Here is a 13,917-nt window from a genome sequence, read left to right as displayed (position 1 = left end):
CTTGACTCACCTACTCATCTCGCCGGAGGCGTTCTCTTCGCTGCTCAAACTCCTCCTCGGAGAGATCGCCACGAGCGTACGCGAGTCGTAGCTCTTCGATCGCTTCGTCCGTTCGGTATCCATCCTGCGAACGAATCGTCCTGACTAACAAGTACCCACCCCCAAGGACGATTAGAAGGAAAAACGCCCACATGAGTAGCCACGACCACCACATTCCGCCAGTGCCGTTCCAATCACCCATATGGCCCCAACCGACCATTCCCATCATCGGCATCGCGAGGAGCATCATGAGAAACGGGACGATAAGAACGATGGCAACGATGATCAGTAGCGTGCGTGCGAGTGGATCTGTGGTTGACATATAAACCGATTTGCTCCGAGTAGTCATAATAGCTGGCCTGATTTGCCGGATGACGCCAAGAATGCCGTTGGTACAAGAAGTTTGACGACCTGTTTGGGGACACCAGAGCCGGAGTTTCTTCTGGAACATTTCAAGCCGTGAGTAAAATCAAGTAGTGGGTACGCGTAGGATGAGATCGAGCGATGTACGATCGACTTCTGCTGCCGACGGACATGAGTCCCGGTGTTGACCGTGCAATCGACCACGCAATTGACGCTGCTCAACGGTACGATGCGGAGTTACACGTCCTCTACGTCGTTGATTCGGAGGCATACAGCTCGTACCCCGGCGACGAATACGTCCACGAATTCGAGGGGTTAGAAAAGGCTCTCGAACAGGCCGGACAGGATGCCGTCGAAGAGATCACCGACCGAGCGAAAAACGAGGGTGTCGAGACGGAACCGATCATCCGTCACGGCGTCCCGCACGCTGAAATCCTCCAGTATATCGACGAGGCGAACATCGACCTGACCGTAATCGGTTCGAAGAACCGATCCGGTGAGTACCGGCGATTACTCGGAAGTGTTGCCGAGCGGGTCGCCAATATGGCAGAGCGACCAGTGACGATCGTCAAAACGCCGGTCGAGGAGGAGTAATCGAGCGAAACCAACCGAAGACACTTTTCCTCGTTCAGAAGAACGCTTCACAAGACAGCGAGAATCGATTACAGATATGCCTCTGGAGAATCTTGGAATTGTGTTCGTGAATCGTCGCTTTCGAAGTAGTAGATCGATTCGTCGTGAACCGTACAGTAATCGGCGTTCTTGACCGTGATGTCGGTTCCGGTAACCGGGTCTTCCACGACGCGATCGCCGGGAGCGCCTTTTCTGCCTCTCATAAGTAATGCGAGGAACCCTGCACCGATCAAGAGGAATATCACGTTCAGGATCGTCACGGGTTCGAAGCCGAGAATCGTCACGCCCTCTCCCGTTGGTTCTAATGTGGTATCGGGAATGAGACCGACCGCAGCGAACAGGTAATACACGATGAACCCGGTCGTCGCCATCGACACGAAGAGGATGATGGAAATACGCGTCCCGATTTTCTTCCCCCAAATCTTCCGGTAGATACGAATTAACTGCGGGACGATCAGGTCGGCGTACAGGAACGCGATGACACCCGCGAAGGCGAACCCCGAACCCCACAGTACCGCAGCGAGCGGGACGTTCCCCATCGAGCCGACGAACGTCGCCACCGAGATGAGCGGCCCGAGCACGCTGTTGTAGGCGACCTGCGTCACGCCCGCGCCGCCGCCCTCGAACAGGAGCGTCCAGATGGTCTGGGGAACGGCGGCTGCGACGAGTCCCGCCAACAGGAAACCGATCGCCAGCTCCTTCCAGAGCATCTTGAGATCCTTCTTCGTCTGGTTCGCGGCTTCGACCCACCCGTTCACCGACGTGATCTTCTCCTTCCAAGACGTCGTGTGCGTGTCCGGGTTCTGCTCGAAGAGTCGTTTACATCCCTCCGAGCAGAAGTAGACCGTCTCGTTTTTGTGTTCGACTGGCTGTGTTGAATCACTAGATGGCGGTGGAATGGTTCGCTAAATCGAAGGTCTTGAAGCGGGAGACTTCAGTTGTTCATGACCCAAATCTCCCGCTTCATTGGGGAAGTTGTGCCGGTTGCTCAAAACGTTACTGGCGATGGAGACGAATCCGCCGCTCCGAAAGGTGGCGGCGGATTCGCCGACTATGCCCTTGTTTCCCTGCATTGTCTGCGGATTTACCTCGATACGTCTTACCGGATGACGATTGACCTGCTGAAAGAGATGCCACAAATAACCGGGGAGATCGGCCTCAGCGCGGCCGATCTCCCCTCTCCATCCACGCTATGTAAAGCGTTCGACCGGATCAGTATGAGCGTCTGCCGAGTGCTGCTGCGCCAGTCGGCGCAGCTGCACGATCCCTCGGAACACGGTGCTGTTGACGCAACATTCTACGAACGATCTGCCGCGAGCCGCCACTACTGTCAGCGAATAAGCTACCGCGTTCAGAAGCTCAAAGTCACGAAACTCGTCGATACAGAGTCCCAAGCCGTCCTTGACGTACACTGCTCAACGAACCGAGAAGGAAGCGATGCAGACTTGGCTGAGCAGATCGCCCGCCGGAATGCGGGCGATCTGCGGTCCCTCGCCGCCGATAAGGGCTACGACAAACAATCACTCCGCAAAGCGCTACGCGATCTCGACATTAGACCGCTGATCAAACATCGTATCTTCGCGTCCTACGATCACGCGCACAACGCCAGAATCGACGAACAACGCTACAATCAGCGGTCTATGACTGAAACCGTGAATTCGGCTGTCAAGCGCTCGCTCGGCTTCGCCGTGCGAGCGCGGTCCTGGTTCCGTGAATTCCGAGAAATCGCCCTGATGTGTGTCGTCTATAACATCAAGCGAGCCGTGAAACAGTGAGTTCCACCGCCTTATGGCGATTCAACACGGCCGTTCGACTGGAATCCCGTTTTCGCGGTTGAGACGCATCTTACAGACCGGATCCGTAACGACCGGCTGTTCCTCCTCGAGGAGCCGTTCTCTGGCCTGTTGGGTTTCGTCGTATGGGATCCAGAGGTGGACGAGAACGATCGCGATCAGGATGAAGATCGGCGCGCCGACCGCCTGCGCGACCGCGAACTCCCAGCCCAACAACGCCCAGATGACGAACGTCAGCCCGATGACGAAGTTCGTCGAGGCAATCTTGAACGCGACGGCCGGAATGATGTGTGCCCCTTTCTTGAACAGCGTTTTCGTCGCGGCGATGTCCCCGAACGAGCAGGAGGTCGAGGCGGTACCGAAACCCATCGCATAGAGGACGGATTTCAGATCGGGCTCACCCATGTAGTTGACCATCCCTTCTTTGGAGACGAACGCTTGGATCGCGCCTGAGATCATAAATCCGAGTAACAGGGCCCACAGCGCCTGCCACAGGAAGTCACCTGCAAGGACGACTCCCTCCGCGATCGTCGTCAGTATCTCCCAAATCATCTGTCAGCACCCTCCAGTAGCCAGTTGATAGTGACAGTCTCTATCCAGCCCATCGCAATTCGTTGCGGCGTTTTGATTGATCTTCGCGTAGTGATCATGGTTTCACGAACGCATTCTTGATCGCTGTTGATCCACGGACGAGTCCCTCCCTCCGTCTATGTACGAGCCGTCCACGAACGAATGGACGAACTGGCGTCACGCCAATCGACATCCGTTCGAGTTCGACGATATCGAGTTCCTCCACCTGAGCGAATAGTGATGGCGTTCGACGTGTCAAATGACAGCCGCCGGCGACCGTCTTCCAGAGCGGTGCGAGCACGCCCTGTAGTCGCCGTCGCCACCCGTCATCGGCGAGGTGTTCGAGAAACCGGAACTCGCCACCCGGTTTGAGGACGCGAACGACTTCATTGATTGCCGTCTCGACGTTGGGAATCGTACAGAACACCATCGAAGCGATGACGATGTCGAACGAGTCGTCAGCATAGGGCAACGACTTGGCCACACCGGATCGGATTTCGACGTCCAGATCGAGCCTCTCGGCTCGGTTCTGTGCTTGTTTTCGCATGTGGGGATCAGGCTCGATAGCAGAAACGTCGAAAAAGTACTCAGAGCTGACGGCTTCGGCGAAGTACGGAAACATCGCTCCGGTACCTGCCCCGAGATCAAGAACGCGTCCCTCGAGATTCTCCACGAGATACTCACGATGGTGACGGAGTATTATGCGCTCTACGAGCCGCGTCGCCGGATCGTATATCGCAGCGAACAACCGATGAGAGGGAGCTTCGGTCACGGATAAATGCACCTCATTTCGAAATCCCAGCGAGTTGGTCGTACGCCCATACGAACGGCCGGAACGGTAGGAAGACGTAGTCGTCGTGGGGATCCCACTTCATGAACGCGAGGCTGTTCGAGACGACCGAGACGCTGGAGGCGGCCATCGCGATCCCCGCCAAGGCGGGATTGAGCAATCCGAGCGACGCGATCGGGATCAGCGTCGCGTTGTAGGCGAACGCCCAGAACAGGTTCTGGCGCACCTTCGAGATCGTCGCGTCGGCGATCCGCATCGCCTTGATCACGTCGATCGGGTCGTCCCGCATCAGCGTGATGTCGCCGCTCTCGATGGCCACGTCCGTTCCCGAGCCGATCGCGACGCCGACGTGCGCGGTGGTCAACGCGGGGGCGTCGTTAACCCCGTCGCCGACCATGATGGCTCGCGAGCCGTCTGCCTGAATCGCGTCGATCTCGTCGGCTTTGTCCTCGGGAAGCACTTCGGCGTGAACGTTCTCCTCAGGGATGCCAAGCTGCTCGCCGATCGCCCGCCCGGTACGCTCGTTGTCGCCGGTCAGCATCATCACTTCGTAGCCGCGCCGGTGAAGTTCGGCGACCGTCTCCTTGGCACTCTCGCGAACCGTGTCGGCGTTCGCAACGACGCCGAGGAGTTCGCCGTCAAGGGCGACGAGCATCGCCGTCTTCCCGTCACGCTCGAGCTGTTCCATCGTTTTCTCAACGGGAGCCGGGTCGATGTCGTTGTCCCGCATGAGCTTCCGATTCCCGACCAGCACGTCTCCCTGAGGAATTTCTGCCCGAATGCCGTGGCCGGGAACGTTCTCGAACGCCGTCGGTTCTTCGAGCCGCAGATCGCGTTCCGCTGCCCCCTCGACGATCGCCTGCGCGAGCGGATGTTCGGATCCCGATTCGGCGCTTGCCGCAACGGAGAGAACGAACGCTTCGTCCGCAATCGTCTCCTCTTGGACGACTCCACCGTCGGCGATCCCCGAGCCGCCGTCAGTTCCAACCGCTTCGTCGATCGGAACGACGTCGGTCAGTCGCATCTCGCCGTGGGTGAGCGTCCCCGTCTTGTCGAAGACCACGACGTCGATGCCGCGGGCCTTCTCGAGGATGTCTGCACCCTTGTATAGGACACCGTTTTTCGCCGAGATCGTCGAGCCGACCATCGTCGCCATCGGCGTCGCCAGCCCCAGCGCACAGGGACACGCGATCAGGATCGCCGATGCGAGGACGACGATACTGAATTCGAACACGGGAACGCCGCCCGCGACGGGGCCGCCACCGACCGGTTCGAGCAGCGGAATCCACGACCCGAGCGACGCGGAGACGCCGTGGAGGGCTTCGGGGAAGACCAGCCATAGAATCGACCACAAAACCGCGTTGGCGATCACCGCCGGGACGAAGTAGGCGGTGAACTTGTCCACCAGTCGCTGGATGTCGGGCTGGCGCGCCTGCGCCTCCTTGACCCGCTGGACAATCTGTTGGATAGCCGTGTCCTCGCCGACGTTCGTCGCTTCGACTAAGAGTACGCCGTTCTCGTTGATCGTGCTCCCGACCACCTGATCGTCCTCACTCTTCTCGACGGGGACGGACTCGCCGGTGACCATCGACTCGTCGACGGCACTCTGTCCGTCGACGACCACACCGTCCGTGGGAATCTTCTCGCCGGGTCGAACCTTCATCACGTCGCCGACCTCGATGTTCTCGATCGGGACGACCTGTTCCTCGCCGTCGACGATGATGGTCGCCTCCGTGGCCTGCATCTCGAGCAGTTCACGGAGCGCCGCGCTGGCACGGGCCTTCGATCGGGCTTCGAGCCAGACGCCGACGTAGATGAACCAGAGGATGATCGCGACCGCCTCGTAGTAGAGGCCGCCGACGATCAGATCGAGCTGGACGGCGGTACTGTAGAGATAGCCAGCGGAGGTACCGACGGCGACAAGCGTGTCCATGTTCGCCTGCCGGTTATTGACCAGCGACTTGTACGCGCCCTTGAGAAAGTGCCAGCCCAACGTTGCCATCAGACCGGTCGCGAGGACGAACTCGTACCAGCCGGTGTTGATCCCGAGGATGGTCTCCGGCAAAAAGCCCGGATAGAACATATCGACCATCACCAACAGGAACGGTGACGCCAAGATCCCGCCGATGATGACCCACTTGCGCTTCGTTCGGAGTTCGCGCTCGACGGCGCTCTCCCGTTCTTCGGTCAGGTCGTCGCCGTGCTCGTCGACTTGGCGATCCGGTTCGTAGCCGGCGTCTTCGATCGCGTCGTAGATCGCCGACAGCGACGTGTCGTGTGGGTTGAACGCGACGGTCGCCTCGTCAGTCGCGAAGTTGACGTCGGCGTCGAGGACGCCCGGCACGTTCTCGATCGCCTCGGCGTTCGTCTCCGCACACGTCGCACACGTCATCCCCGCGATCCCGATGGTCGTCTTCGTCCGATCGGGTTCGTAGCCGGCATCCTCGATCGCGCTGTAGATTTCATCGAGGACGACCTCGTCGGGTTCGTATTTGAGGGTCGCTTCGTCGGTCGCGAAGTTGACGTCGACCGACGCCACCCCCTCGAGATCGGCGACGGTATCCTCGATGGTCGAGGCACACGTCGCACAGGACATCCCTCGGATGTCGAGATTGGTTGTTCGGGTGTTCATGCTCGTATTACCCTACGCACCCCATATTTAGGCGATTTGTTGTTTCGAGACAAGGGCTACCGCCCCTCAGAAATTTTCGATTGCAAAGCGTGCTATGCGCCCTCTTCCAAGCGTCGATATCGCTCCTCGAAGCGAGCCAAGCAAGACGGACAGCAGAAGTGATAGATTTCACCGTCGATACGAGTCGTTTCACCTTCGTTGTCGACCGTATTGCTACATTCGGCACAGGTGAGCGCGAACTCGACGCCCTCGACCGATGGCGTCCACTCGACATCGTCGACCAATGTAACGGTGTAATCGATAGGTTCGATCTCGTCGAAAAGCGATTCCACCCACACACGGACGTTCTGTGCTTCGACGCGGGCATAGAACCAGATGTCGCCTTCGGAGGTGACGAAGACGTGCTCGATGCCGTCGGAATCACGAACGCGTTCCCGAGCGGTTTCGTGTGATCCGGGCGGGAGTTCGACTTGGATCAAGACGGGAATACCGGCTCGCAGCTGTGATCGGTCGACATCGATCGTGAAATGGTTGATGATGCCGGCTTCCTGCAACCGCGTGACTCGATCGGAGACGGCTGGCCCCGACAGGTCGACCTCGTCGCCGATTTCGCTGAACGATCGGCGCGCGTTTTCGGCCAACATCGAGAGGATCTTCAGGTCAGTCTCGTCCAAGTTGCGCATAGCCTCACTACTCACGCCGGACACAATAGTGTTCTCGATAATATGCCTTTGATCGGGCGGGTTCAGGTGGTTATATACTTTGGAATTCAAGCAGCAACTCACAAAGAATAGCATCCCCTATATTCAGATGGATATGAGTCAGACAATCACCGTGAAAGGGATGTCCTGTGAACACTGCGAGCAAACGGTCGAGGACGTCCTCGAAGCTCTTGACGGGGTTACATCCGCAACTGCCGACCACGACGCTGAGACAGCGACGGTCGAAGGGACGGCACACTCCGATGTCCTCACTACTGCTGTCGAGGAAGCCGGATACGAAGCAACAGACGCTGAAGCCTGAGATGAATCCATTATGACTCAAACAGAACCCCTGACTCGGACGATACTGTTGGTACTGCTCGGTCTCTTAGCCATCCCGCTAGTGATGATGCTGGTAATGATGCCAATGATGGGCGCGTTCGGCTGGTCGCATATGGGTGGCTGGATGTGGGACAGTTCCGGCGGGTGGGTAACGATGGTGCTGCTGATGGGTATTCCCCTACTCGTCGTGATCGGGATCGGATACCTTGTCTATCAGTCACTCGGAACGGAGACTACCGAGCAAGCAGACGAGGCGGTAGAGGAGCTCCGGCGAGTATATGCACGAGGAGAAATCTCGGATGAAGAATTCGAGAGAAGGCGTAAGAACCTTCGGCAGGATAACAAACCAGCGTAGTCGGAGCCCATAACCACCGTACCGAGAGAGTCAGGTCCGCTGTTCGGCCCACTCGAGAAGTGGTTCGAGTCGTTCCCCGAGTTCGTGCCCATCCTCGGTGAGCGAATACTCTACACGCGGTGGGATTTCGTTGTACTGCGTCCGTGAAACGAGGTTCGTATCTTCGAACTCGTCCAGCCGCTTCGAAATTGTGGACGTACTCGCCGTCGGCAGGTGTTCCTCGATTTCTGCGAATCGTAGCGAGTCGTGTGCGCCGATAATGCTGACGAGCTGCATCGCGTATTTTCGGCTCAATATGTTGATGACACCGGTTAGCGGACAGTAGCATTTGCCGTCGACGTCACAGACTGGGGCTTCTGCGGTGGTATCTGCCATAGCTCTGTAGCCTCCAACTTACTCCATAGCTTTGGACTCCGAAGTATAAACGCTCGCCGTCGTTAAGTACTGGTATTCATGAAGAACGACTCTAAATACGATCTCGTGATTCTCGGCGGTGGCGCCGCAGCCTTCGCTGCAATCACTGAAGCGAGCCGCCGAGATCTTTTAACGGCGATGGTGAACACCGGCCTGCCAATCGGTGGGACGTGCGTGAACGTCGGCTGTGTCCCGAGTAAGCATCTGCTCGCCGTCGCCGAGAGCGGTGCTGCAGCGACGGAGAATCCCTTCGACGCCGTTCGATACCCCGAGGAGCCGACCGTCAACTGGGCCGACGCCCTCGACGGCACCGACGAACTCGTCGAACGGTTCCGGCAGGAGAACTACGTCGACGTCGCCGACCACTTCGAGACCGACATCTACGAGGGCTACGGCCAGCTGGTCGACGACACGACCATCGAGGTCGTCGACGGCGCCGACAAGGGCGCGCGCATCACTGGGGAGAAGGCGCTCGTCGCGGCAGGAAGTTCACCGTGGGCGCCACCCATCGACGGCCTCGACGACGTCGACTACTATACAAGCGAGACCATCCTCGAGGAGCGCGACCTCCCAGGGAGTATCCTGATGCTCGGCGGGGGCTACATCGCGCTTGAGTGGGGTCAGATCCTCCACCGCGTTGGTGTCGACGTGACGATTCTACAGCGCTCCGGTAACGTGCTCTCAGATATGGAAGGTCAGCTCGGCCGGGAGATGCAACGAGCCTTCCACGAGGAGGGAATCGACGTCGTGACCAGTAACGACTTGCAGCAGGTTCAGGATGTAGCTACCGACAGTGGTGCTGACCCTGGTCAGAAGGGCGTCGCTGTGGAGACTGTCATCGAGGGCGAGAAGGGAGCGTTCACCGCAGAGGCGTTATTCGTCGCAACCGGCGTCCAGCCCAACAGCGAGGACATCGGCTTGGAAGCAGTCGGCGTCGAGACCGAATCCGATGGCGCGATTCGCGTCAACGAGCATTTCCAGACGACGAATCCCAACATCTATGCGGCTGGCGACGTGATCGGCGAACCCGAACTGGAGACGGTTGCCGCCAAGGAAGGCAATCACGCTGTCAAGAATGCCTTCGGCGACGAAAGCGTGAGCATTGACTACGACGCCGTCCCGGCAGTCGTCTTCACCAGTCCCGAGGTAGCAACCGTTGGGACAACTGAACGCGAATGTATGGACGAACACGGTACCTGTTCCTGCCGGACGGTTCAGATGGAAGATGTCCCTCGTGCAAAAGCCGTCAAGAACAGGGATGGAGTCGTCCAGGTGGTGAAGCACCACGAGACTGACGATATCGTCGGTGTTCACATGGTCGGCCCACGTGCCGCCGACATGATCATGGAAGCCACACTGGCTGTGAAATTCGGACTGACCGTGGACGACATCATCGATACAGTTCATCCGTTCCCGACATTCTCCGAAGCGTTCAAACAGGCCTGCCAGTCGTTCCGCAGGGACACGTCAACGATGAGTTGCTGTATCGAGTAAGCGTCGGGTTAGAACAAGATCTGTTAGAAAGACCACGTCGCACAGAGTGTTGTTTTGTCGGCCCTCAAGAGGCAGAGGCCTTCTGAGATGGAGACAACTGACGATGGAGAGAATGATGAGTTTCCACCAGAGAAACGTCTAGAAGCACCGAGAACACGCCTAATTGACGCTGGAATCGCGACGATCCCCGATATGGAGACGCTTCGGGAGTGTGTTGCCTACGAGAACGCCCACCAGAATCGGACGCAGATTTTGCGACGGCTCAAGTGGAGAGCCGAGGAGCTACGTGAGAATGAAGAGTAAGCGCCTTTCTTAACCAACAGACTGCGCAGATCTTCAGCGATTGTTGGTTAATTCGCGTTGCCTCGTTTTTCTATTCCCTGGAGGGGTGCGGGGCAGCCAACACCGGCCTCCCGAATCCAGTCATGTCCCTCGATCTGAGTGCTAACGCCAGCACGACTAGCGAAATCGCCACCGCCAGACAAGCTAACCATGTAGCGTTCCTTCATCGAGCGCCGTTTGTCGCCGATGCATTTGCTCTCGGCTTCCTTCCCGGCTTTCGCGAGGACTGTGGGTATCAGACAGGCCAGTACCTGAACCTCAAGATTCCTGTCGGAATGCTCGACAACGACTTCCGAAATCCCGATCTGGATCGATTCGTCGATCGGTTCTTCGAGCACGAGCCACAGGTCGGTGTCATCGGCGACATCTACGAACCTGCTGACGTCGACGACCACGTCGCTGCCGCTCGCGAGATTCAGGGTAGCTACCCCGGGGCCGAACTCATCATCGTCCCGAAGTGCCAAGCGGTGATCGACGAGATTCCCGAGGACATCGTTCTTGGGTATTCGCGTGGCTACGCTGACCGGTTGGCGTACGAGTTCTCCGATCCGACAGACTGGCGCGGCCGTCGTGTCCACATCCTCGGTGGGAGCCCACTCAAACAGTTCGACGTTATCCAGCAGCTGACCCGACCGACGCTCACGGACGACCCGCCGGCCGACATCGTTGGCGTCGACTGGAACGGGATTCATCGAGGCGCGCAGTTCGGCGAGTTCTGGACGGCGAACGGCTGGGACGATAGCGGTCGCGACGCCGATCACGTCACCGTTCGGAAGACGGTGCGCCATAGTCTCGCCCGAATCCGTGAATTCTGGAAATCCCACGGTATCTGGCCTGAATCGACACCGCAAGACGACGGGTTGAACGTTGAGTACGAGGGATCAAAACCAGCTGATCTTGAGCAGGCCGCCTGCACTGAGTGCGGTACGAACGTCTGGCGAACTCGTCGTGGCCCCTATGTCGCCGAATACGATACCGGGGCAGTCTGTGGATACTGTAGCTACGAGTGTTACTTTTCACACCGCCATCGAAACAACCTTGAGGAAATCGCCGGCGAGCAGAGCGTCTACATCCCGCCAGCGTAACGCAGCGTTCTGTTTTTCGAGCCCCGGGAGAGGGCGGAGGCTCGTTCGTGAGTCTTCTCCAGAGGTGAATTCCCGTGAGTCAGCAACAAACTGCAAACGACGTTTCAGTCGATGAGATCCCAATCGATATCTCGAACACCCAATCCGGGGAAATCGAGCCAGCCGAAGTGCCCGCGGAAATCGAGTCGATTACCCATGGTCTAGCGAGCGAGCAGCCGCCGACAAACCCACTGGTCGTTCTCAAGGCGGCTCGCTGGTGGTACATTCATGGTAAGGGCGGATCGGATCCCGCATTCCGGTGGGCCATCGAATGGACGCGTCATCTGGCGACCGAGACGCCTAGTGACGTCGAACGGTTCGACGAGTTCCTCGAGTACCTGGTCACGCTCGGCTTCGCTGACGAAACCCACGAACTCCGGTAACCGAGAGGGCGGTTTTTTGTACGCCCCGAAGGCGTGCGGCGCGTTCTGAACTGCCACAGTCGCAGTAAACTCGATTTGGTGAACATAATGGCTACAACCAGTGACTCGTCGGTCTCCTTCGAAGAGACCGACACGCGATCGGACGAGATGAACAGTACCATCAAACAGTGGATTGACGACCTCGTCGACGGCGTCGACGACGCGCAAGCCAGCGCGGAGTTCCAGGAGTGGCTCGATATTCAGAGTCGCTTCCATGACTACTCGTATCGAAACACGCTCCTGATCAAACACCAGTGTCCCGAGGCGACACGCGTGGCGGGCTACCGAACCTGGCAAGAGGAGTTCGAGCGGCACGTGAAGGAAGGTGAGTCGGCCATCTGGATCTGGGCACCGATCATCACGAAACAGTGCCCTGAGTGCGAGAACTCGCCGAACTATCACGAGAAAAGCGACTGCGATTACGACGAAACGCCCCCCAAGGAGTGGTCGAAGGGCCTGGTCGGGTTCAAGCCCGCCCCGGTGTTCGACGTCTCCCAGACCGAGGGTGAACCGCTCCCTGAACTCGAGACTGAAGCAACCGGTGACGCCGGTGACCTCGTCGACCGGCTGACCGATATCGCGGATGAACTCGGTGTGACGGTTCGGATCGTTCCTGAAGGCGAGTGGACGCATGGTGAAGCGAAGGGCATCTGCGAACATCTCAGTCTCGTCGATATGCAGCCGCGTGTCGAGGTTCGCGCCCGGGAGAACGACGCCGACCTCGTCCGAACGCTGATTCACGAGTACGCGCACGCCCTGCTCCACTTCGATGTCGACGACGGCACCGAACGGTCGAAACGTGAAGTCGAGGCCGAGGCGGTAGCCTACGTCGTCGGGCGCTACTGCGGGCTCGACACCAGTGGGTCGGCGTTCTACCTGGCTGCGTGGGAGTCGGACGATCCCGAGGTCGTTCGCGAGCGGCTCGGACGGATTAGTTCCACAGCAGAAGAGCTCATCGACGTGCTCGAAGGCGAATCCTCGTCCCAACATAGTTAACCAACAGAGGGATGGATTCCTTCCGTTCTGTTGGTTAAGTTTTTCAGCGCCCGCCGAGGGGCGGAGGCGCATTCAGACCTCCGTCGAATCATGACTGATCGCTATCTCACGATGGTCCTCGAGGAAGCCGAGCACGTTGCCGAGCAGCATGACCAGGTCGCTCGAACGGCGGACAACCAAGCCCACGAGTATCTTCGATACGCCGTCCTCCGAGTGCTCGAAGGACAGGCAGACCACCTGCCGACGGACTGGACGCCGATCGACGGCGTGACCGTCGGATACGGCAGCGACGACGCGATGTGCGACAGCTGGGGCTCCAGTGAAGACTGGTGGGAGACCGTCCCGCCACAAGAAGCGTGTACCCGCTTCCGAGTGTTCTTTCCGGACGACCACCAGACGGTTCCCCGCAACATCGTCGACGTGATGACCGCACTCGGTGCCTGGCGAGTGTGGACCGGGAGCGCAGCCGCGTGCGGGTCCTACGACCATCGCGATCGTCGTGAAGTCCACTACCTTTGGCCGGAAGGGCATTCAGTCGAGGACCTTCTCCACGAGCGGCTCAGTGGCCCTGCGGAAGCCGTCGCTCCCGACGGTGGCCGAACGGGCGACGTTCGCGACCGGCTGGTCGTCGACAAGAACCCAGAGTCACAGGACGATCTCGAGCCCCGCACGAAGCGTGCCGTCGCCGAAGCGATGGACGTCTCACTCCTCTCGAAAGGTGGCCGCTACGAGGTGCAGTCCACGTCCGGCAACAGGTACGAAGTCGACGTCGTCGACGAGTCGTGTACCTGTCCAGACTGGCAGCAGCGCTCACCTGAGGGTGGCTGCAAGCATCTGCGTCGCGTCGACCACGAGATCAAACGGGGTCGCGTGCCCCGACCAGACGGCCGCCTTCCCTAAACCGAGA

General features: G+C 58.9%; 17 protein-coding genes. 10 read left to right on the top strand and 7 right to left on the bottom strand.

Going from position 1 to position 13,917, the window contains the following annotated elements; genetic code table 11:
* Positions 1-10: 10 nt before the first annotated feature.
* Entirely contained in the window at positions 11-361 is a 351-nt protein-coding gene (locus BBD46_RS10435) for an SHOCT domain-containing protein (protein ID WP_071401647.1), read from the bottom strand.
* A gap of 182 nt (positions 362-543) precedes the next feature.
* On the opposite strand from BBD46_RS10435, the gene BBD46_RS10430 reads away from it, so the two are divergent.
* Positions 544-996, top strand: coding sequence for a universal stress protein (locus BBD46_RS10430; protein ID WP_071401646.1), 453 nt, complete (start codon positions 544-546; stop codon positions 994-996).
* 68 nt (positions 997-1,064) lie between these two features.
* On the opposite strand, the gene BBD46_RS10425 is transcribed toward BBD46_RS10430, so the two are convergent.
* Positions 1,065-1,934 carry a permease gene (locus BBD46_RS10425; RefSeq protein ID WP_084777729.1) on the bottom strand — a complete coding sequence of 290 codons (870 nt, stop codon included), beginning with the start codon at positions 1,932-1,934 and terminating at the stop codon, positions 1,065-1,067.
* 45 nt (positions 1,935-1,979) lie between these two features.
* Between BBD46_RS10425 and BBD46_RS10420 the strand changes: the two genes are divergently transcribed.
* Positions 1,980-2,810, top strand: coding sequence for an IS5 family transposase (locus BBD46_RS10420; protein WP_071401644.1), 831 nt, complete (start codon positions 1,980-1,982; stop codon positions 2,808-2,810).
* 21 nt (positions 2,811-2,831) lie between these two features.
* Here BBD46_RS10420 and BBD46_RS10415 read toward each other — a convergent pair whose 3' ends face one another.
* From BBD46_RS10415 to BBD46_RS10400, 4 genes are all read right to left on the bottom strand, one after another.
* Positions 2,832-3,380, bottom strand: a complete 549-nt coding sequence (locus BBD46_RS10415) for a permease (protein WP_071401643.1) — start codon at positions 3,378-3,380, stop codon at positions 2,832-2,834.
* A 94-nt stretch (positions 3,381-3,474) separates the two neighbouring features.
* Positions 3,475-4,071, bottom strand: a complete 597-nt coding sequence (locus BBD46_RS10410; protein ID WP_253184546.1) for a class I SAM-dependent methyltransferase — start codon at positions 4,069-4,071, stop codon at positions 3,475-3,477.
* A 112-nt stretch (positions 4,072-4,183) separates the two neighbouring features.
* Positions 4,184-6,820, bottom strand: coding sequence for a heavy metal translocating P-type ATPase (locus tag BBD46_RS10405; protein ID WP_084777727.1), 2,637 nt, complete (start codon positions 6,818-6,820; stop codon positions 4,184-4,186).
* Positions 6,821-6,912: 92 nt separating this feature from the next.
* The gene (locus tag BBD46_RS10400) at positions 6,913-7,503 is read right to left on the bottom strand and encodes an AsnC family transcriptional regulator (RefSeq protein WP_071401642.1); all 591 of its coding nucleotides are present in this window, start codon (positions 7,501-7,503) and stop codon (positions 6,913-6,915) included.
* 133 nt (positions 7,504-7,636) lie between these two features.
* Here BBD46_RS10400 and BBD46_RS10395 point away from each other — a divergent pair, with 133 nt between their 5' ends.
* Complete coding sequence (locus BBD46_RS10395; RefSeq protein ID WP_071401748.1) at positions 7,637-7,843, top strand: heavy-metal-associated domain-containing protein; 207 nt, start codon at positions 7,637-7,639, stop codon at positions 7,841-7,843.
* 12 nt (positions 7,844-7,855) lie between these two features.
* Positions 7,856-8,218 carry an SHOCT domain-containing protein gene (locus tag BBD46_RS10390; RefSeq protein WP_071401641.1) on the top strand — a complete coding sequence of 121 codons (363 nt, stop codon included), beginning with the start codon at positions 7,856-7,858 and terminating at the stop codon, positions 8,216-8,218.
* A gap of 30 nt (positions 8,219-8,248) precedes the next feature.
* Here BBD46_RS10390 and BBD46_RS10385 read toward each other — a convergent pair whose 3' ends face one another.
* Entirely contained in the window at positions 8,249-8,593 is a 345-nt protein-coding gene (locus BBD46_RS10385; protein ID WP_084777726.1) for a winged helix-turn-helix transcriptional regulator, read from the bottom strand.
* Positions 8,594-8,671: 78 nt separating this feature from the next.
* On the opposite strand from BBD46_RS10385, the gene merA reads away from it, so the two are divergent.
* The 6 genes from merA to BBD46_RS10355 all read left to right on the top strand — a co-directional run bounded on the left by merA (position 8,672) and on the right by BBD46_RS10355 (position 13,910).
* Positions 8,672-10,126 (top strand): mercury(II) reductase, encoded by a 1,455-nt coding sequence (gene merA, locus BBD46_RS10380; protein ID WP_071401639.1) that lies wholly within the window; start codon positions 8,672-8,674, stop codon positions 10,124-10,126.
* An 87-nt stretch (positions 10,127-10,213) separates the two neighbouring features.
* Positions 10,214-10,429: a hypothetical protein gene (locus BBD46_RS10375; protein ID WP_071401638.1), complete on the top strand. Its 216-nt coding sequence runs from the start codon at positions 10,214-10,216 to the stop codon at positions 10,427-10,429.
* Positions 10,430-10,551: 122 nt separating this feature from the next.
* Positions 10,552-11,553, top strand: a complete 1,002-nt coding sequence (locus tag BBD46_RS10370; protein ID WP_071401637.1) for a DUF6610 family protein — start codon at positions 10,552-10,554, stop codon at positions 11,551-11,553.
* 74 nt (positions 11,554-11,627) lie between these two features.
* Positions 11,628-11,975 (top strand): hypothetical protein, encoded by a 348-nt coding sequence (locus tag BBD46_RS10365; protein WP_071401636.1) that lies wholly within the window; start codon positions 11,628-11,630, stop codon positions 11,973-11,975.
* A gap of 87 nt (positions 11,976-12,062) precedes the next feature.
* Complete coding sequence (locus BBD46_RS10360) at positions 12,063-13,010, top strand: ArdC-like ssDNA-binding domain-containing protein (RefSeq protein WP_071401635.1); 948 nt, start codon at positions 12,063-12,065, stop codon at positions 13,008-13,010.
* 90 nt (positions 13,011-13,100) lie between these two features.
* Entirely contained in the window at positions 13,101-13,910 is an 810-nt protein-coding gene (locus BBD46_RS10355; protein ID WP_071401634.1) for a hypothetical protein, read from the top strand.
* The last annotated feature ends 7 nt before the right edge of the window (positions 13,911-13,917 follow it).

It is taken from the genome of Natrialba sp. SSL1 (genome assembly GCF_001861355.1).
Taxonomy (GTDB): Archaea; Halobacteriota; Halobacteria; order Halobacteriales; family Natrialbaceae; genus Natrialba.
Note: the sequence above shows the minus strand (reverse complement) of the source record. Positions and strands in the feature narration are given on the sequence as shown.